This is a genomic window from Micromonospora sp. RTBAU3-60 (assembly GCF_054963695.1).
In genome coordinates this window covers 24,775-43,778 of record NZ_JBUEGB010000057.1, presented here as the reverse complement: position 1 = coordinate 43,778, position 19,004 = coordinate 24,775, and the positions used below count along the sequence as shown (strand labels likewise).

The 19,004-nt window shown below is 69.0% G+C and carries 11 protein-coding genes; 3 read left to right on the top strand and 8 right to left on the bottom strand.

Annotation, left to right across the window (positions count from 1 at the left end; all coding sequences use genetic code 11):
* From ACY34I_RS31900 to ACY34I_RS31890, 3 genes are all read right to left on the bottom strand, one after another.
* A partial coding sequence (locus ACY34I_RS31900) for a zinc ribbon domain-containing protein (RefSeq protein WP_462758889.1) occupies positions 1 to 1,752 on the bottom strand: 1,752 nt, incomplete at its 3' end.
* A 188-nt stretch (positions 1,753 to 1,940) separates the two neighbouring features.
* Positions 1,941 to 3,365, bottom strand: a complete 1,425-nt coding sequence (locus tag ACY34I_RS31895) for an ATP-binding protein (RefSeq protein ID WP_462758888.1) — start codon at positions 3,363 to 3,365, stop codon at positions 1,941 to 1,943.
* Positions 3,362 to 5,020, bottom strand: a complete 1,659-nt coding sequence (locus tag ACY34I_RS31890) for an NAD(P)/FAD-dependent oxidoreductase (protein ID WP_462758887.1) — start codon at positions 5,018 to 5,020, stop codon at positions 3,362 to 3,364. The genes ACY34I_RS31895 and ACY34I_RS31890 overlap by 4 nt, the downstream gene beginning before the upstream one ends.
* A 129-nt stretch (positions 5,021 to 5,149) precedes the next feature.
* Between ACY34I_RS31890 and ACY34I_RS31885 the strand changes: the two genes are divergently transcribed.
* Positions 5,150 to 5,557, top strand: a complete 408-nt coding sequence (locus tag ACY34I_RS31885; RefSeq protein WP_462758894.1) for a Fur family transcriptional regulator — start codon at positions 5,150 to 5,152, stop codon at positions 5,555 to 5,557.
* Positions 5,558 to 5,591: 34 nt separating this feature from the next.
* Positions 5,592 to 7,808, top strand: coding sequence for a catalase/peroxidase HPI (katG, locus tag ACY34I_RS31880; RefSeq protein ID WP_462758886.1), 2,217 nt, complete (start codon positions 5,592 to 5,594; stop codon positions 7,806 to 7,808).
* Positions 7,809 to 7,963: 155 nt separating this feature from the next.
* Here the strand turns inward: katG and ACY34I_RS31875 are convergent, their stop codons facing one another.
* Together ACY34I_RS31875 and ACY34I_RS31870 are read right to left on the bottom strand one after the other, a co-directional pair.
* On the bottom strand, positions 7,964 to 10,315 hold the full coding sequence (locus ACY34I_RS31875; protein WP_462758885.1) for a family 20 glycosylhydrolase: 2,352 nt from the start codon (positions 10,313 to 10,315) through the stop codon (positions 7,964 to 7,966).
* Between the two features lie 383 nt (positions 10,316 to 10,698).
* On the bottom strand, positions 10,699 to 11,889 hold the full coding sequence (locus ACY34I_RS31870) for an ROK family protein (protein WP_462758884.1): 1,191 nt from the start codon (positions 11,887 to 11,889) through the stop codon (positions 10,699 to 10,701).
* 339 nt (positions 11,890 to 12,228) lie between these two features.
* On the opposite strand from ACY34I_RS31870, the gene ACY34I_RS31865 reads away from it, so the two are divergent.
* Entirely contained in the window at positions 12,229 to 15,618 is a 3,390-nt protein-coding gene (locus tag ACY34I_RS31865; protein WP_462758883.1) for an alpha-N-acetylglucosaminidase TIM-barrel domain-containing protein, read from the top strand.
* 199 nt (positions 15,619 to 15,817) lie between these two features.
* On the opposite strand, the gene ACY34I_RS31860 is transcribed toward ACY34I_RS31865, so the two are convergent.
* The 3 genes from ACY34I_RS31860 to ACY34I_RS31850 all read right to left on the bottom strand — a co-directional run bounded on the left by ACY34I_RS31860 (position 15,818) and on the right by ACY34I_RS31850 (position 18,997).
* Positions 15,818 to 16,690, bottom strand: coding sequence for a carbohydrate ABC transporter permease (locus tag ACY34I_RS31860; RefSeq protein WP_462758882.1), 873 nt, complete (start codon positions 16,688 to 16,690; stop codon positions 15,818 to 15,820).
* Positions 16,690 to 17,505, bottom strand: coding sequence for a carbohydrate ABC transporter permease (locus ACY34I_RS31855; protein WP_462758881.1), 816 nt, complete (start codon positions 17,503 to 17,505; stop codon positions 16,690 to 16,692). Before ACY34I_RS31855 ends, ACY34I_RS31860 begins: the two co-directional genes overlap by 1 nt.
* A gap of 172 nt (positions 17,506 to 17,677) precedes the next feature.
* On the bottom strand, positions 17,678 to 18,997 hold the full coding sequence (locus ACY34I_RS31850) for an extracellular solute-binding protein (protein ID WP_462758893.1): 1,320 nt from the start codon (positions 18,995 to 18,997) through the stop codon (positions 17,678 to 17,680).
* Between the last annotated feature and the right edge of the window lie 7 nt (positions 18,998 to 19,004).

The following is a 19,004-nucleotide window of genomic DNA, read 5'->3' as shown; positions in this document are numbered from 1 at the left end:
ACCCGCCAGGCTGTGAGGCCGGGTGGGGGAGGGTGCCCTACGTCGCCTGGGCGCGGGGCGTGGTGCCTTGCGCCGGGTGGGACCGGCCTTCGACCGGTCCCCCCGACTGGTCGTGGTGATGACCGCCGATACTTCGAGTTTGTCGACCACGGCGCGGATGACCAGGTGCCCGCTGGCCTTGTCGGTGACGGTCTTTGCCTGATGGGTCAGGCCGCGGGCGGCGATCCGCCGCCAGGCACCCTGGTCGCGGTCGCCTTGCCACCGGCAGGACTGGTGGGGGCAGATCGCCCACTTCCAGCCTGGGGTGGTGGGGCGGTCGGGGGCCTTGCGATGCTGCAGCGGAGCCAGGCACTGCGGGCAGTGCTTCGAGGTGTTGCGGGCAGGCGTGGTGACCACGGCGATACCCACCTCGGCGGCGAGGTGCCGCATCCGGTCGGCGATCTGCCCGCGCACCTGCTGGGACAGGCGCGTGTTGAGGGTGGCCCCCATGTCCCGCGCTTCCAAGGACCGCAGGTCTTCGACGTAGATGACGGTCGCCCGGGAGGCGATGGCCTGGTCGACGGCCCAGCGGGCGGCGGCCCACGCGAGCGCGACGTTCAGGTTCGTCCGGCGGGCGGAGACGTGGCGGATCTCGTCGCGTAGTACCGCCAGTTTGCCGACGAGGTGATGCTGCTCGTTGCTGCCGGTGAGGCGTTGGTAGTGGTCGGCTTTGGCGTGCAGCCGCTCACTGTGCCGGCGCAGCCGGTGCTGCTTGGCGAGGACCCCGGCCGCCCGGAACTGACCACCCGCCCCCAACGCCGTGATCCGCCCATCCTCGTGCAGTCGCAGGGCTCCCGCGCTGAGGAGAGTGTTCAGGCCCCAGTCCACACCGAGCGCCACCATGTGACCGGTGCGCCGGGCCTTCGGCACGGCGTGCGTGTACGCCATATCGGCACGCACCTGCCGGCCGGTCACGCGCAGGGTGGGCAGGTGCAGTATCGCCGAGGCGGGGACCGTGGGCGGCAGGCTGATCGGACAGGCCACCCACGTCCAATCCGCGTAGGCTCGCGGATCCGGGCGGGTGGGCAACTGCAACCGCAGCAACACCCTCGCAGGGTCGGTGTCGCTGCGTTCGATGCTGGCCTGCTGCCGGTCACACGCGGCCAGCAGCAGCATCCGCGCGACCCGTGGGACGCCTTCAAGCTCGAACACGTCCACTGGCAGCCGGCCATTGGCGGCAAGGAACCTGGCGGCCTGCCGAGTACGGCCCTTGACGATGCTGGACGGCAGATGCTCCCCGCCCGGAACCGCCTTGCGTACCTGCTCCCACTCCTGCGCGGTGCGCTGACGCGGATCGGCCGGCCACGTCGCCAACACACCGGAGGTCAGGCCCGCACGCCACCACGCCGAACGCAGAACCCGCCCCGCCTGCTCCTGCGCCATCCGCACGACCCGGTCATTGACCCTCACACCCACCGGCGCGGTAACCGTCCAACCCAGACGCCGCAGCGCCATCCACGCATTCGACGGAAGCTTCCGACCACCCGCGTCGTGTCCGGAGGCCAACACCTCCACATCCGCGCAGTTCCACCGCTCCGCCAACAGGCCGGACACCATCCCCGCCACCAGATCGGCACACCAGCCGATCCGCTGCGCAAGCACCGCCTGCGACAGAACCTCACCGCTCTCCTCGTCCACCCCCGAACGGAGCACGGCCTGGGCGCAAGCGGTACGGGAAGTCTCACCCTCAGCCAGGGGCAACTTTCCGGTCACCGGCTCATCGCCCCGCCATCGATCCAGGAGGACCCGCGATCACGACCGGCCCACGTCACCGGAATCTCCCCCGAACCAGCCCAAAAGCGGAAACGCCACGGTCCACACGGCTAACCTAGGATCACCGACGATTCCTAATCAAGTTGGTCAGCCTGCTCGCCACGCTCGCAACGCGATAGGTCAACGCACTATGCCGAGGCCATCGGCAGCAGCACGATGAACCGGGTGTCGCCGGGCTGCGACTGCACCCGGATGTCACCGTGGTGTTTGTTCACGATGATCCGGTAGGAGATGTCCAACCCCAGGCCGGTGCCCTCGCCGACCGGCTTGGTGGTGTAGAACGGTTCGAAGATCCGCGGCCGGATCTCCGGCGGGATACCGCTGCCGGTGTCGTGGACCTCCACGATCAGCCGGTCCTCCTTGCGGCCGGTCCGGATAGTCAGTGTGCCGGTTCCGCCCATCGCGCCGAGCGCGTTGTCGATGAGGTTGGTCCAGACTTGGTTCAGCTCGGCGGCGTAGGCCGGGATGGCGGGCAGGGTCTCGTCGTACTCCTTCACCACCTGCACTCCGGACGGGATTTTGGCCTGGAGCATGACCAGGGTGGCGTCGAGCAGGTCGTGGACGTCCACGGTCTGGTAGGGCGCCCGGTCCAGCTGGGAGTACTGCTTCGCGGCGCCGACGAGCCCGGAGATCCGGCCGACCGCGTCGTCGATCTCGCCCATCAACAGTTCGGTGTCGATGGTGTACGTGATCCAGTGGATCGCCGACTCCAGGTCGTCGGCCCCGACCGCGGCGTCGACCTGGCTCAGCCACCCCGCGTCGATGCCGCCGGCGACCAGCGTCGGGGCGATCTCCCAGGCCCCGCGGACACCGTGGTCGTCGAGCCAGTCGGCGAGCTCGTCCTCGGCGTCGCTGGCGGCCAGCGGGGTCAGCGGCGGCGCGGCGGCGGCCCGCTTCACCGCCTCCTCCTGCAGGGCGACGAGGTCGTGCAGGCGCCGGCCGTCGAGCCGACCGTCGGCGATCAGGGCGAGCTTGTGACGCATCTTCGCGACCCGGCCGCGCAGTGCGGAGGTGGCCCGGACGGCGGCCGCGGCCGGGTTGTTGAGCTCGTGGGTCAGCCCCGCCGAGAGCGCGCCCAACGCCAGCAGCCGTTCCCGTTCGCCGACGATGGTCTGTGTGTTGCGCATCCCGATGAACAGCCCCTCGAGGAGGTGGGTGGCCATCGGGAACCAGGCCCGCATCGCCTCGGCGATGATCTCGGCGGGCAGCGCGAAGACCTCGCAGTCGGTCACCGCGAAGAGGCTGTTGGCGTATTGCTGCTCGGCCAGGTCACCGATGTACGCCTGCATCGCCCCGCCGTACACGCCGCGCTGGCTGGTACGGCTCACCTCGACGTCGTCGCCCTGCACCCGGCGGCGCATCGCTACCGTGCCGCTGAGCAGCACGTAGAAGCAGCTCGCCGGCTCGCCCTCGACGTACACGGCGTCGCCGGCGTGGCGCTGTTCGACCCGGCCGTGTTCGGACAGGTGCGCCAGCTGGTGCGGGGTGAGCGCCTCGAAGAGGAAGAGGCTCCGCAGCTCGTCCGGGGTGAGCCGGCCGTCTGTCGTGGTCACTGTGCCTCCAGGTAGCGGTGCACGAGCGACACCGCCATCGCGCCCTCGCCGACGGCCGAGGCGACCCGTTTCACCGATTCGGCCCGCACGTCACCGGCGGCGAAGACGCCGGGCATGCTGGACTCCAGGTGGTACGGGTCGCGCGGCAGGGTCCAGCCGGGCGGCCGGCGGCCGCCTCTGGTCAGGTCGGGGCCGGTGAGGACGAACCCGCGCGGGTCGCGGGCGACGGCCCCGTCGAGCCAGTCGGTGCGGGGCTCCGCGCCGATGAACACGAACAGCCACGAGGTGTCGACCCGGCGGACCTCGCCGCTGCGGATGTCGCGCAGGGTCACCTGCTCGAGGTGTTCCTGGCCGGCTCCGGCGGCCACCTCCGTGTGGGGGTGGACCTCGATGTTGTCGATCCGCGCGATCTGCTCGATCAGGTAGCTGGACATCGACCGGGTCAGGTCGGCGCCGCGGATCAGCAGGTGCACCCGCTGGGCGTACCGGGAGAAGTGCACGGCGGCCTGGCCGGCGGAGTTCGCCCCGCCCACGATGTAGACGTCCTGCCCGGAGCAGCTCGGCGCCTCACTCGCCACGGAGCCGTAGAAGCAGCCGCGGCCGGTCAGCTCCGCCAGGCCGGGTGCCGGGAGCATCCGGTACGAGACGCCGGTGGCGAGCACGACCGTGTGGGTGGCGATGCTGCTGCCGTCGGCGAACCGCAGCACCCGCGCCGCCCCGGCGTCTTCCAGGGCCACCACCTCGCGGGCGGTGAGCAGTTCGCTGCCGAAGCGCAGTGCCTGCCGGCGGGCCCGGTCGGTCAGCTGGGCGCCGGAGACGCCGTCGGGGAAGCCGAGGTAGTTCTCGATCCGGCTGCTCTGCCCGGCCTGGCCGCCGGTGGCCCGCCGCTCGACCAGCACGGTCCGCAGCCCCTCGGAGGCGCCGTAGACGGCGGCGCCGAGTCCGGCCGGGCCGGCTCCGACGACCACCAGGTCGTAGAAGTCCGCGGCGGGCGCCGTGGTCAGGCCCACGTGCGCGGCCAGGTCGGCCTCGGTCGGCTGCACCAGCGATTTGCCCTCGGTCGTGACGATCAGGGGTACGTCGTTCGCGGTCACCCCTGCGGCCGCCAGCAGCTCGGCGCCCTCTGGCTCGTCGGCGAGCACCCAGCGGAACGGCACGAGGTTGCGGGCTAGGAAGTCGCGCGCCTTGAAGGACGGGGCCGACCAGCGGTGCCCGACCACGCGCAGGTCGGTGGTGGGCGTCGTCGCGGTGGCCAGCCAGGCCTCCAGCAGCGAGTCCAGCACCGGATAGAGCTTCTCCTCCGGCGGGTGCCACGGCTTGAGCAGGTAGTGGTCGAGGTCGACGACGTTGATCGCGTTGATCGCGGCGTCGGTGTCGGCGTACGCGGTCAGCAGGACCCGACGGGCGGCCGGGAAGAGATCCATGGCGGCCTCGAGGAACTCGATGCCGTTCATCTGGGGCATCCGGTAGTCCGCGATCAGCACGGCGACCTGCTCCCCGCGCAGTTTCAGCTCGCGGAGCGCCTCCAGCGCCGCCTCGGCGGAGTCGGCCCGCACCACGCGGTAGCGGTCGCCGTAGCGGCGGCGGATGTCGCGGGCGACCGCCCGGGAGACGGCCGGGTCGTCGTCGACGGTGAGGATCGCGGGGTTGGGCATGCCGTCAACTAAAGCACCTCTCGGGGAGTGGGTCCGAGCGGGAAGCCGGGCGACGCCGTGTTCTGGATGCAATCAAGAACAAAGCGGAGCATACTGCGCAACGTGGCCACGATTCCGGACTTCGAGCGCATGCTGCGCGGCGCCGCGCTCCGGGTGACCCGTCCACGGCTGGCGGTGCTGAGCGCGGTGCACGCGCATCCACATGCCGACACCGCGTCGATCTTCGGCGCCGTGCGCAGGGCGCTTCCCGAGGTGTCCCACCAGGCCGTGTACGACGTGCTGCACGCGCTCACCGCCGCGGGGCTGCTGCGGCGTATCCAGCCCGCCGGCTCCGTGGCGCGCTACGAGTCGCGGATCGGGGACAACCACCACCACGTGGTGTGCCGGTCGTGCGGCGTCATCGCCGACGTCGACTGCGCCGTCGGCGAGGCGCCCTGCCTGACCGCGTCCGACAACCGGGGCTTCTCGGTCGACGAGGCCGAGGTCACCTACTGGGGTGTTTGCCCCGAGTGTCTCGCGGCACCAGCAGCCAGTTGACAGAACGAGTCATCAAGACGGGAGAAGGACCGACGTGTCTGACAAGAAGGCCGCGACGGAGAGCGTCAGCGAGAGCGAGAACCCAGCAATCCCCTCCCCCACTCCCAAGCCGATCCGGCGGCCCAGAACCAACCAGGACTGGTGGCCGAATCAGCTGAACCTGCAGGTTCTCCACCAGCACGCGCGGCGGGTCACTCCGATGAGCGAGGACTTCGACTACGCGGAGGAGTTCAAGAAGCTCGACGTCGAGGCGTTGAAGCGGGACGTCTTCGAGGTGATGACGACGTCGCAGGACTGGTGGCCGGCCGACTACGGCCACTACGGGCCGCTGTTCATCCGGATGACCTGGCACTCCGCCGGCACGTACCGGATCGAGGACGGCCGCGGCGGTGGCGGCGACGGCGCCCAGCGGTTCGCCCCTCTCAACAGCTGGCCCGACAACGCGAACCTCGACAAGGCGCGCCGGCTGCTCTGGCCGGTCAAGCAGAAGTACGGTCGGAAGATCTCCTGGGCCGACCTGCTGGTCTTCGCGGGCAACTGTGCCCTGGAGTCGATGGGGTTCAAGACGTTCGGCTTCGGCTTCGGCCGGGAGGACGTCTGGGAGCCCGAGGAGATCTTCTGGGGGCCGGAGGACACCTGGCTCGGCGACGAGCGCTACAGCGGCGACCGGGAGCTCGCCGGCCCGCTCGGCGCTGTGCAGATGGGGCTGATCTACGTGAACCCGGAGGGCCCCAACGGCACTCCGGATCCGCTGGCCGCCGCCCGGGACATCCGGGAGACCTTCGGGCGGATGGCGATGAACGACGAGGAGACGGTGGCGCTCATCGCCGGCGGCCACACGTTCGGCAAGACCCACGGCGCCGGCCCGGCCGAGTACGTCGGCCCGGAACCCGAGGGCGCCCCGCTCGAGCAGCAGGGCCTGGGCTGGAAGAACAGCTTCGGCAGCGGCAAGGGCGGGGACACGATCACCAGCGGGCTCGAGGGAGCCTGGACACCCACCCCGATCACGTGGGACAACAGCTTCTTCGAGACCCTCTTCGGCCACGAGTGGGAACTGACCGAGAGCCCGGCCGGCGCGAAGCAGTGGCGGCCGAAGGGCGGCGCCGCGGCGGACGCCGTACCGGGCGCCCACGACCCCGCGGTCAGGTACGCCCCGATGATGGCGACGACCGACCTCGCGCTGCGCGTCGATCCGATCTACGAGCCGATCTCGCGGCGGTTCATGGAGAACCCGGACCAGTTCGCGGACGCGTTCGCCAAGGCGTGGTACAAGCTGCTGCACCGCGACATGGGACCCGTTTCGCGCTACCTCGGCCCCTGGGTTCCGGAGCCGCAGCTGTGGCAGGACCCCGTCCCGCCGGTCGACCACGAGCTGATCGGCACCGACGACATCGCCGCCCTCAAGCGCACGGTCCTGGCCTCGGGGCTGTCCGTCTCGCAGCTGGTCGCGACCGCCTGGGCGTCGGCGGCCAGTTTCCGCGGCACCGACATGCGCGGCGGCGCCAACGGGGCGCGGATCCGCCTCGAGCCGCAGAAGAACTGGGAGGTCAACGAGCCGGCCCAGCTCGCCACCGTGCTGCAGCGGCTGGAGCAGATCCAGCGGGAGTTCAACGACTCGCAGTCCGGTGGGAAGAAGGTGTCCCTCGCCGACCTGATCGTCCTCGGCGGTTGCGCGGCCGTCGAGCAGGCGGCCAGGAACGCCGGGCATGAGGTCACGGTCCCGTTCTCGCCCGGACGCACGGACGCGTCCCAGGAGCAGACCGACGTCGAGTCGTTCGCCGTGCTCGAACCGAAGGCGGACGGGTTCCGCAACTACCTGCGAGCGGGACAGAAGCTGTCGCCGGAGACCCTGCTGCTGGACCGCGCCAACCTGTTGACGCTGACCGTTCCCGAGATGACGGTCCTGATCGGTGGCATGCGGGTGTTGAACGCCAACGTGGGACAGGCACGGCACGGCGTCTTCACCGACCGGCCCGAGACGTTGACGACCGACTTCTTCCGGAACCTGCTCGACATCGGCACGGAGTGGAAGACCTCCGCCTCCGCCGAGAACGTGTACGAGGGCCGGGACCGCGCCACGGGCGAGGTCAGGTGGACGGCTACCGCCGTCGACCTCGTCTTCGGTGCGAACTCCCAACTCCGAGGCATCGCGGAGGTCTACGGCAGCGCCGACGGGCAGGAGAAGTTCGTCCAGGACTTCATCGCGGCCTGGGTCAAGGTCATGAACCTGGATCGCTACGACCTCGCCTGATGGGCAGGGGGCCCGGTCCGGCGAGGAGCCAGCCCGGGCCCCGTGTCCGTTCGAGCCGGCGACGTGGTCGGGATCGTCCTCGTTCCGACCGGTTCGGTGCCCACAGCACAGGGGCATGCCTGGTGGGCATGCCCCCTGAACGCTCCGGTGGCCTGTCAGCGCATGTCGACGCCGATCTCGGCGGCCGACGCCCACGGGCCGCCGTTGATCTCGGTCAGCGCGACCAGGCGCACGTACCGGGCGTCGCGTTCGGCGAACGGCGTCCACTTCTCGCCGCTACCCGGGGCGAAGGTGCCGCTGGCGACCGGGCTGCCCCAGGTGGCGCCGTCGGTGCTGAGGTAGACCTCGAACCGACTGATGGTGCCGTTGACGCCGCTCTGCCGGGGCAGATAACGGAAGGCGCAGACGGCGTCGGTACGGCCGAGGTCGACCTGGATCTCGTGCGGGTAGCCGGCCCGGGGGGTGCTGTACCGGGTGTGCCAGATGGTGTCGACGTTGCCGTCGATGGCGTTCGCCGCCGCACCGTTCTCCGCCGCGGTCTCCTCGCTGTCCGCGTGGACGACGGCCGTCGGCGTGGTGGCGTCGGGCGCGCAGGACAGCCGCAGTGCCGCCTGATACCGCACCTCGCCGGTGCTGCCGTCCGGCGCCTGCCAGGTGACGCTGGTCCGCGAGCGGCTGTCCCGCGCCCCCGCGGCGTCCGGGAAGGCCACTGCGTACGTCACCTGCCGGCTCTCCCCCGCGGGCAACCGCGGCAGCTCAGCGCCGCCGGTCGCTACCGCGCTGGCGCCATCGATGTCCAGATCCACGACGACGTCGCTGAGCAGAGCATTGCTGCGGTTGGTGACCGTCACTGTGACCGTTGCGGTGCCGTCCTCGGCGTAGACGACCTGCTCGTCCGTCGCGACCGTCACCGGCGCGGGCTCACCCCATGCCACCTCTGGGGACCGGTAGTAGTTCACCGACATCACGTCCCAGCGGGGCCCGTGCGCGCCCAGCCGCACTCGATACTCGTCCCACGAGCGCCCCTGTGCGCTGGACCAGCCACGCTCGGCGACCCCGGGGATCCGGGGAAACGCCAGGAACTCGACGTCGTCGATGTCCTCGACCGTCTCGCCCCAAAGCGGCGCCTCGACACCCCGGATCCGTGCGGGGTCGAGGCCGCTGACGAAGCTGCCCGGGTCCCACTCGTAGTTGTCGCGCACAGTGGTGTAGCCGGCCCAGCTCAGCCCGATCGGGGTGCTCGCGTCGTACTTCATGTCCAGGTAGACCTTCTGAGCCGGGGACATCACCACGTCCAGGCCCTTCTCGGCGGCCTGTCGGGCCTCCGCGGCGGTCCACCAGTACTGCGCCATCGAGGGCGGCTCGACATCGGCCGCGCTGATCTCCTCCCAGCCGAGCGTCGCCTTGCCGTGCCGGTTGACGATGTCCTCGACCCGGTTGATGAAGCGTACGTAGTCGTCGTGCGGGGTGACGTGCGCCTCGTCGCCGCCGATGTGGATGTACCGGCCCGGGGTCATGGCAGCGAGTTCACCGATGACGTCGTCGAGGAAGTCGTACGTGACCGGCTTGTCGATGCAGAGCGAGCTGAAGCCGACGCTGGTGCCGGTGTACAGCGGCGGTGCTACGCCGTCGCAGTTGAGTTCCGCGTAGGACGCCAGGGCCGCGTTGGTGTGTCCCGGCATGTCGATCTCCGGCACGACCGTGATGTAGCGCTGCGCGGCGTACGCGACGATGTCGCGGTACTCGTCCTTGGTGTAGTAGCCGCCGGGCCCGCCGCCGACCTCGGTGCTGCCGCCGTAGGTGGCCAGCCTGGGCCAACTGTCGATCTGGATCCGCCATCCCTGGTCGTCGGCCAGGTGCAGGTGCAGCGTGTTCATCTTGTAGAGAGCCAGCAGGTCGATGTACCGCTTGACCTCGGCCGGGGTCAGGAAGTGCCGGGCCGGGTCGAGCATCGCCGACCGCCAGCCGAAGCGGGGCTGGTCCACCACGTGCACCGCGGGGATCGTCCAGGGTCCCGGCTGCTGGGCGACCGCCTCGATCGTGGCCGGCAGCAGCTGGCGCAGCGTCTGCACGCCGTGGAACAGCCCCTCGGCCGTGCCGGCCCGGAGCAGGACGCGGCCGGGCGTGACGTCGAGCCGGTACCCTTCCCGGCCGAGGTCGGGGTCGTCGTCGAGGTGCAGCGCGATCGCCCCGGCCTCGGCGGTGGCCGGCTCGTCGGAGACGGGCAGCGGGTAGCCGGTCGACGGCCGCAGCAGGCCGGCCAGGTAGTTGCCCACGGCCCGCGCGTCGTCCGAGCCATGCGTGACGACCTGGGTGGACGGCGTCAACGCGAACGACTGGCCGGGCACGACGGTCAGGGACGCCGGCTCGGGGATCACCGCCGGTACGGTGACCGAGGCCCGGCCCGGTTGGCTCGCCGTCACCGCGGTGCCCGGCAGCACGGCGGCTCCGGTGGTCGCCAAACCCAGCGCGGCTCCGGTGAGCAGTCTCAGGAATCTGTGTGGCATCGGACCTCCTCGTCGCAGGCAGGTGTTTTCACCACATCGCACGGTGGGCCGAGCCTCGTCCGGCTCGGCCGGGCTGACGACACCGCAGGCAGTCGGGAGCGCAGCGGTCATCCGGTGCACGGCGGATGATGCGGGGACTCCGACGCGGCGCGTCTCGTCGGGCTTTGAACGTTTGTGATTGATCTGCTGCCAGACTAGGCAGATTCAGTCATCTAGCGCAATATTTAAATGTGACGAAATGTGGGGCGCTCGAACTGGCCGGCTGCTTTCCGGCCTCGGAGCTACCGGTGAAGCCGGCTGACCAGCGACAACCGCACCGCCGACCGGTACAAGATCTTCGGTCTCGGCTTTGGCCGACCCTGTCCGCCGGTGCGGTGCCCGCTTCACGCGACGGTCAGTCTGCTCCGCCACACCTCGTCCAAGGCCATCCGGAGCGCTCCGGTGAGCACCGTCTCCTCCGCCAGCCCGGACAGCTCGACATTCAGCGAGGTAAGCGTGAGGCGGTCGAGATGGCGCGCCACGGCGTCCCGCAAGACGCTGCCGGCCCGGGCGATGCCACCGCTGATGATCATCGTGTGCGGGGACAGCACCAGGACGCAGGGAGCGATCGCCTGGGCGAAGACGAAGGCGATGCGATCCACGACGTGGTGTGCACACAAGTCACCATCCGCGGCAGCCCTGAAGACCGTGGCGGGGTCGGTCGAAAGGGAGCCAAGAGTCGACTCCGGGTGCTCGGCGGCGTACCGACGGGCGAGATCGGTGATCGCCTCGGCCCCGATCGCACGCTCCAATGGCCCTCGGCCGTCCCCGGTTTCGTCGGGCAGGTCGCCGACGGGGCGGATGAAGCCAATCTCACCGGCCGCCCCCGCACCTCGATGCAGCCGCCCGTCGATGACGACTCCGGCACCGAGCCGCTCGCCCCAGTGGACCGCGAGCAGGGTGCCCGAGCCGGTGTGTTCGTGGGCCACCGCGAGCGCGGCCAGGTTGGCGTCGTTGTCAACCATCACCGGGCACGTGAAGCGTTGACGCATGCGGTCGACGAGGTCGATCGCCGACCAGCCGGGCACGCTCGGCGCGAACAGCACGCGGCCGCTGGTCGCTTCGACGATGCCGGGGGTCGCCGCGGTGACCGCGGCGATCTGGTCGGCAGACACCACGGCCGCCGACAACGCCTCGCTGATTGCCTCGTCCACCACTTCGAGCAGCTGACGTGCACCGGGGCGGCGGACGGTTCGGTGGACCACGGCGAGACGTTTGCCGGCGAGGTCTGCGACACCGGCGGCGACGGTGTGCGGTCCGACGTCGAGCCCGAGGACCGGGGCTGCCCGGCCGTTCAGGGAAAATCGTGTCGCCGGTCGGCCCACCGCGGATGGTTCCGGTGCGTGCTGCTGTAGCCAGCCGGCCGCCAGCAGGTCCTCCACCGCCTGAGTGACCGTCGGACGGGTCAGGGCGGTCATCCGGGTGAGTTCGGCCAGTCGGACGGGATCCGGTGCGGACTGCCGGAACGCGTCCAGCACCGCGGCACGGTTGATCCTGCGCAGCACCGGCGTCCCGGCCGGCCGTCCGTCCTTCATCCCGCCCCCAGCCCGTCATCCTCAACCTCGACGTTGACGTCCGTCATTACGTCTTGACGGTGCGCTCGCCATAGGGCGAGGATATTTTGCAGTGACTTTACGAAAGAACTTTGAATAACGCCCACCCATGCTTTGCCCCCGCTTGGAGGTGGCCGCCCAATGACCCCCAATCAAGGAGTGCAAGGGCCCGTCCGCACCAGACTGCCAAGTCGACGGCGGCGAGATCGACGGCGGCCAGCCCGTGTGGTGGTGCTCGCCGTCCTACTCACCTTGGTTGGTGCTCCGCTCGCGGCCCCGCCTGCTGTGGCGGCCGAAGTACCGGCGCAGTCGACACAGCCGGTGCTCGACAATCCGGCCGCACAGGCGTTGGAGCGACTGATCGGGACGTCGCGGGCCAAGCAGGTGACGCTCCGCCTGATCGACAAGGGCATTGGTAAGGATCGGTTCGAGGTGTACGCCGAAACCGGCCGCCTCGTCGTCGCGGGTACGACCCCGGCGGTGCAGCTGACCGGGTTCGGCTATTACCTGCGCCAGGTCGCTCATGCGGACATCTCGATCAACGGCTCCCAGGTCGACCTGCCCGAGCAGCTGCCGTTGCCGTCGGCACCTATTGCCAAAGACTCATCGGTGGACCATCGCTTCGCCCTCAACGACACGAACCAGGGCTACGCGGGTCCGTACCTGAGCTGGGCCGAGTGGGAACGGCGAATCGACGTCCTCGCGCTCCACGGCATCAACGAGGTGCTCGTCTACGAGGGCCAGGAGGCGGTTTACCAGCGCACCTTCATGGAGTTCGGCTACACCTCGCAGGATATGCGCAACTGGATCCCACAGCCGGGCCACCAGTCCTGGTGGCTGCTGCAGAACATGTGCTGCACCGACAGCCCGATCTCCCAGCAGCTCATCGACCAGCGGTCCGAGCTGGGTCGCAAGATGTCCGACCGACTGCGCTCGCTGGGCATGGTCCCGGTCCTGCCCGGCTACTTCGGCACCGTGCCGACCGACTTCGAGGTCCGCAACCCCGGAGCCAACACCGTCCCGCAGGGCACGTGGAACCTGCTCGAGCGACCCGACTGGCTCGACCCCACGGATCCGGTCTTCGGGCGCGTCGCGGCCACGTTTTACCAGGTACAGACCGAGTTGTTCGGGACCAGCACCATGTACAAGATGGACCTGCTGCACGAGGGCGGCAAGGCCGGAACCGTCAACGTCGCGGAGGCGTCCCGAGCGGTGCAGCGAGCGCTCAACACCGCGCACCCGAACGCCCTCTGGACGATCCTCGGATGGCAGAGCAACCCGCTGCCGGCGACCCTGCAGGCCATCGACCGTTCGAAGATGTTCATCGTCGACGGCATCAGCGAAGAGTCCGGCATCACCGACCGCGACAAGGCCTTTTTCGGCACCGGGTACGCGTTCGGCACCATCTGGAACTTCGGTGGCCACTTCAACATCGGCGCGAGGCTGCAGGTCTGGAACGACAAGTTCCATGCGTGGCTGAAGCGGCCCGGGACAACCATGAACGGCATCGCGCTGATGCCGGAGGCGATCGACAACAACCCCGCCGCCGTGGCGTTCTTCACCGACCTGCCATGGCAGGACGGACCGGTCGACCTAAAGCACTGGTTCGAGGACTACGCGACCGCACGGTACGGGGCGGCGGATTCCCATGCCCTGGAGGCGTGGCGGATCATGGCCCGGACGGTCTACAGCTGGCCCGCGGGCGCGGACACCCGGCACGTCACGGGGCTGTACGACGACCAGCCCGGTTTGGCCAACACTGGCTATCCGCTGCAGTACGACATCCGCACCTTCGACCAGGTCCTCGACGAGCTGCTCAAGGTCGACAAGAGCCTGCGCGGCTCGGGCGCGTACCGCTACGACCTGGTCGACGTCGGCCGGCAGGTGCTGGCCAACCACAGCCGGCTGCTGCTACCCAAGATCCGCGCGGCCTACCGGGCCAAGGACGTCGACCGGTTCAAGCGGCTTACCGGACAGTGGATGGACGAGATGCGGCTGATGGACCGGCTGCTGGGCACCGATGAGAACTTCCTGCTGGGTGCGTGGCAGAAGGAGGCCCACAAGCAGGCCGCCACCCCCGCCGAGGCCGCGACCCTGGACTACAACCTCAAATCGCTGGTCACGCTGTGGAGCACCGGCACGGACCTGCAGGACTACGCCCGCCGGGAAATGAACGGCCTGGTCGGGCAGTACTACGCCAAGCGGTGGCAGTTGTTCTTCGACAGCCTGGAGACGGCGCTGCGCCTGGGGAAGGAGTATCCGGAGCGGATCGACTGGCAGGCGGTGGCCGAGCAGTGGTCGCGGGCGGGCACCCAGCTCGCGTCCGAGCCACGCGGCAACGCGTACCTGGAGGCGAGCAAGGTGGCCGCGCTGCCGGACGGTCAGGTGGCGGTCAGGGTGGACCGCAAGGGTGTGAAGCCAGGGGGCGCGGTGCAGCTCACCGCGACGTTCGCCAACGACAACACCCTGCGGCCTGCGGACGAGGTCAGCCTTCAGGTCAGCGCTCCGGACGGCTACCAGGTGCGGGCGACCACGCCGACCAGCGCGGCCGACGTCGCCCCGGGCGGTGAGGTCACGGCGGCATGGACCCTGACCGTCCCGGCCGACGCCACCCCCGGCGCCCTACCAGCCCTCACAGTCACCGCCTCCTGGACCTCCGACCGGATCCGCTCGCAGGACACCGCTTCGACGAGTCTGCTGGTGGCCGGCGCCCTGCCCTCCTCGTACGAGACGATGGCCAACACGGAGGCCGAGTTCGCACCGACCGCCGGTGGGATCGCGATCGCCGCCGGCGGCGAGGACCTGTGGAAGGAGACGAACGAACTCGCCACCGCATACCGGCCGGACGCCCTGACCGACGGAGAGGCGCTCACCAGCACGGTGCTGCGGCAGGACGGCTCGTCGGAATTCACCCGGGCCGGGCTGGTGGTGAGCAACGACCTGGCGAGGGTCGGGTCCGCCGGCTACGCCAACATCGCGGTCACCCCACGCCACGGCTGCGTCTTCAGCTGGGACTCCGACGGCAACGGCCAGGTCGACGCCTATGCCGAGGTGGGTGGCTTCGCGCCGCCGGTGCGGGTCCGCATCGGCAGGTCCGGGGACCAGCTCACCGGCTCCTGCAGCAGCGACGGCAGGAACTGGTCGGTGATCGGTTCAGCCCACGTCCCGGGCGCCGACTCCGTCCAGGACGTCGGTCTCTTCGCCACCGCGGTCGACCGGTACTCCGGTCAGCAGACGATCGCAGTGTTGACCGCCCCAGCGTCGGCCGCGTCGACAGCACGCGACGGCTCGACGGACACTCTGCAGAGCCTCCGCAAGCCGGTCACCGCGCTGAGCTGGGAATCAACCCGGGGCCCGGAGCACGCGAACGACGGCAACCGCGCCAACTCGCCGTACTTCGCCAGCCAGATGACCTGGGACACCACATGGTGGCGGGTCGACCTGGGCGCGGTCAACGACGTGTCCCGCATCAACGTGCGCAACTACGTCTCGGGTGGGCGCTACTACGAGTACCGCGTGGAGGGCAGCCTCGACGGCACCACCTGGTACACCCTCGGCGGTCGAAGCGGACCCCGCGCCGCTACCGATGCCGGCGACACCATGACAACCGAGGCCAGGGCCCGCTACATCCGGATAGTCGGCACGCACAACACCGCCAACCTGTCGTTCCACCTCACGGAGGTCAGTGTCTACGGGACGCCCGTCCCCTGATCCGCCGGCGGCGGGGGCGCACCGAGACGGAGCGATGAGCAGGCCCGCGACGGGATCTGCGTCATCGCCCGGTGCGACCCCGCTTCCTCGGCCAACCGTTCTCCTGCTGGCCCCGAAGGATTTGGGATCATCCACCCCTACGCGGTGGCCAGCCGGGATGGTGAGGCCTTGTTGGTGTCGGGGCGGGCGATCTCGTCGCTCACTTGACGGCTCCGGAGGTCAGGCCACCGACCAGGTGTTTCTCGATGAGCGCGAAGAGCACCACCACCGGCACGATGGCGACGATCGACGCGCCGAAGAGCTGGTCCCAGTTCTGCTCGTATCCGGTGACGTAGGAGTTGATCCCCACCGTCAGGGGCTTGCGGTCGTCGTCGAGCATCAGGGTCAGTGCCACCACGTACTCGTTCCAGGCGGCGATGAACGTGAAGATCGTGGCGGTCACCAGGCCCGGCCGGGCCAGCGACAGCATGATCCTGAGCAGAGTGGCGAGCCGGCCGCAGCCGTCGAGTTCGGCCGCCTCCTCGATCTCCTTCGGGATGGATGAGAAGAAGCCGTGCAGGATCCAGATCGCGAAGGCGAGGTTGAAGGCGGCGTTGGTCAGAATGATCGCCATGTAGGTGTTGACCAGGTTGAGAGTGAAGAACTCCCGGTAGATACCGACCACCAGCGAGGTGGGCGAGAACATCTGGGTGACCAGGACCAGGAACAGGAAGGCGACCCGGCCCGGGAAACGAACCCGCGCGGTGAAGTACGCCGCCGGAATGGCTACGACCACGACCACGGCCGTGGAGGCGAGGGCCACCACTACCGATGTGCGCAGCCACGCCAGGAAACGCTCGTCGCCCAGCACCTCTGCGAAGGTGGTCCACTTCCATTCACGGGGCAGGACTGATGAGGGGGTCTGGACCACGTCCGCGCTGGGGCGGAAGGCGTTGAGCAGCATCACGAGGTAGGGCCACAGGAACGCGAACGCCACGAGGAGGCCGAGCACCGGCATGACATACGGGCGGAGCGTTCGCCAACCGACGGTGGCGTCCCGGGGCCGGACTGGGGCCTTGGTGACGACGGACATCACGACTCCTTACGCCAGCGTGTGATCCGCAGATACGCCAGAACCGCGATGAGGATGATGCAGACGTTGAACAGCCCAGCGGCGGCCGACTGACCGACGTCCTTCTCGGCGCTCTTGAACGCGAGCTTGTACATGAAGGTGATGGTGGTGTCGTGCCCGAAACCCGGGTTCGACTCGTTGAGGGTGTAGATGATCGGGAAGCTGTTGAACACGTAGATCATGTTGAGGACGGTCGCCACCATGATCGCGGGACGCAGCAACGGGAGCGTGACGAGCCGCCACGCCTGCCAGGGCGATGCACCGTCGAGGCGGGCCGCCTCGTAGACGTCCCCTGGGATGGCGTTGAGCCCGGCGACGAGGACGTACGCAGTGAACGGAATCGAGACGAAGACTCCCACCGCCACCATGGACGGCATCACCCAGGCGTCGCTGCCGAGAAAGTCGATCGGCGTGTCGATCAGGCCGATCTTGAGCAGCAGCGCGTTGAGTACCCCGTAGTAGTAGCTGTAGATGAGCGTGAACAGTCGCGCGGTGATGACCAGCGAGGCGGCCCATGGGACGATCACGGCCCACCGCACGAGTTTCCGGCCCCGGAAGTCCTTGTTGAGAAACTGCGCCACTCCCAGACTGACGAGCATCGTCAGCGCCACCACCGCGACAACCCAGACGAGGGTGTTGACCAGGACGGTGTCGAGAGCATCGTTGGCGAGGACCTGCCGGAAGTTCTCCAGCCCGGCGTCACCGCGGCGCAGCCCGGTGATCGAGTAGCGGGACAGGGACGCACGGACAAGTTCCACCACGGGCCAGACGACCACGCCGAGGATGAGCGCCAGAGCCGGTCCCAGCCACAGCAGCGCTACATGTAGGGGTTCGCGCCCGCGGCGGGCGCGGGCACGGCGGCGGCGAGGTTTGCTATCGGAGGGGGGTGCGGTGCCGGGTGCGGCGTTTGCCGCCGCACCCGACACCATGGGCCTGGCAGAGGACACGTCACTTGCCCTCGGCCTGCGCCTGCAGCTTGTCCAGCACCGTCTTGGGATCACCCGTGATCGCGGTGCCGAGGTTCTGCTGGACGGCGAGCTTCACTCGGTCCCAGGCCGGATCGTCGGTGGGCGTCAGTTGCGCGTTCGGTAGCGTGTCCAGGTAGGTGCCCAGCGAGCTCAGGGCAGGGTCGGCCCGGAACGCTTCGACACCGGACTTGGTGACGGGCAGGAAACCCTCCGCCTTGATGAAGGTGTTGACCTGATCCTTCTGGTAGTACAGGTCGTAGAAGGCCTTCACGGCCTCCCGGTTGCCGTCCTTCTTGAACGCCATCAGGTAGTCGGTCACACCGAATGTTTTTGGTTCGCTGCCGGCCTGGCTGGTCGGCATCGGCGCCACCCCGTAGTCCACCTTCTTCGCCTCGTCCAGTGTCGCGGCGAGCGGCGAGAAGCCGACCACCATGCCGACCTTTCCGGAGGCGAAGAGGTCGAAGGCGTCCTGGCGGTTGGTCTTGCCTGGGTTGTTCTGCGTCAGTCCCTTCCCCGCGAGCCCCTTGAGGAAGGTGAGCGTGGCGATGTTCTCAGGCGAGTTGACGGTCCAGGCCCCGTCCTTCTTCCAGTCACCGCCATTGTTGAACGTCCAGATGGAGAACTCGCCTTGCGCCTCCTCCGGGCCCAGCGGCAGGCCGTAACCAATTGCGCCGCCACCGAGAGCCTTGATCTTGCTGGCGGCGTCCTCGAACTCCGCCCAGGTCTTGGGCGGCGCCGCGATCCCGGCACTCTTGAACAGCGTCTTGTTGTAGAACATCGCGCGGGCTGAGCTCAGGTCCGGCATGCCGTACAACTTGCCGTCGTAGGTGCCCGACTTGACGAAGGCGTCCAGCAGGTCGGACTTCACGCTGTCGGAGAGGACCTCATCGGCGTTGTAGAGCAGGCCGTCCTTGGCGTAGCTGGCGTACGCGTTGAGGTTGAGGATGTCCGGCGGATTGTTGTTCTGCACCATCGTCGAGCTCTGCTGGTCGATGTCGTCCCAGCTGACGATCTGCACGTCGAGGGTGTAGCCGGTTTTGTCGTGGTAGGTCTTGGCGAACTGGTCCCAGAAGGCCTTGGTGTGGTCCTTCGAGTACTCCGCGGCCACCAGCTTGATCTTGGTGGCCTTCTCCGACGACGAACCAGCGCCGGTCCCGCCCGAGCAGGCGGCGAGGCCTAATGTCACCGCTGCGGCGAACACGCCCAGCCTGGCCGCTCCTGCTGTCCACGAGGAGATCACGCGCACGAGTACCTCATCTCTCTGCCTGAGCATGACTGATTCGTAGCGTTTCAAGCTCACTTCGCTC

What these genes read in the sequence shown, in the direction of transcription:
- ACY34I_RS31890 (WP_462758887.1), bottom strand. Translation starts at nt 5,020, where the DNA reads ATGCCCAACCCCGCGATCCTCACCGTCGACGACGACCCGGCCGTCTCC.
- ACY34I_RS31885 (WP_462758894.1), top strand. Translation starts at nt 5,150, where the DNA reads ATGCTGCGCGGCGCCGCGCTCCGGGTGACCCGTCCACGGCTGGCGGTG.
- ACY34I_RS31875 (WP_462758885.1), bottom strand. Translation starts at nt 10,315, where the DNA reads ATGCCACACAGATTCCTGAGACTGCTCACCGGAGCCGCGCTGGGTTTG.
- ACY34I_RS31870 (WP_462758884.1), bottom strand. Translation starts at nt 11,889, where the DNA reads ATGAAGGACGGACGGCCGGCCGGGACGCCGGTGCTGCGCAGGATCAAC.
- ACY34I_RS31860 (WP_462758882.1), bottom strand. Translation starts at nt 16,690, where the DNA reads ATGTCCGTCGTCACCAAGGCCCCAGTCCGGCCCCGGGACGCCACCGTC.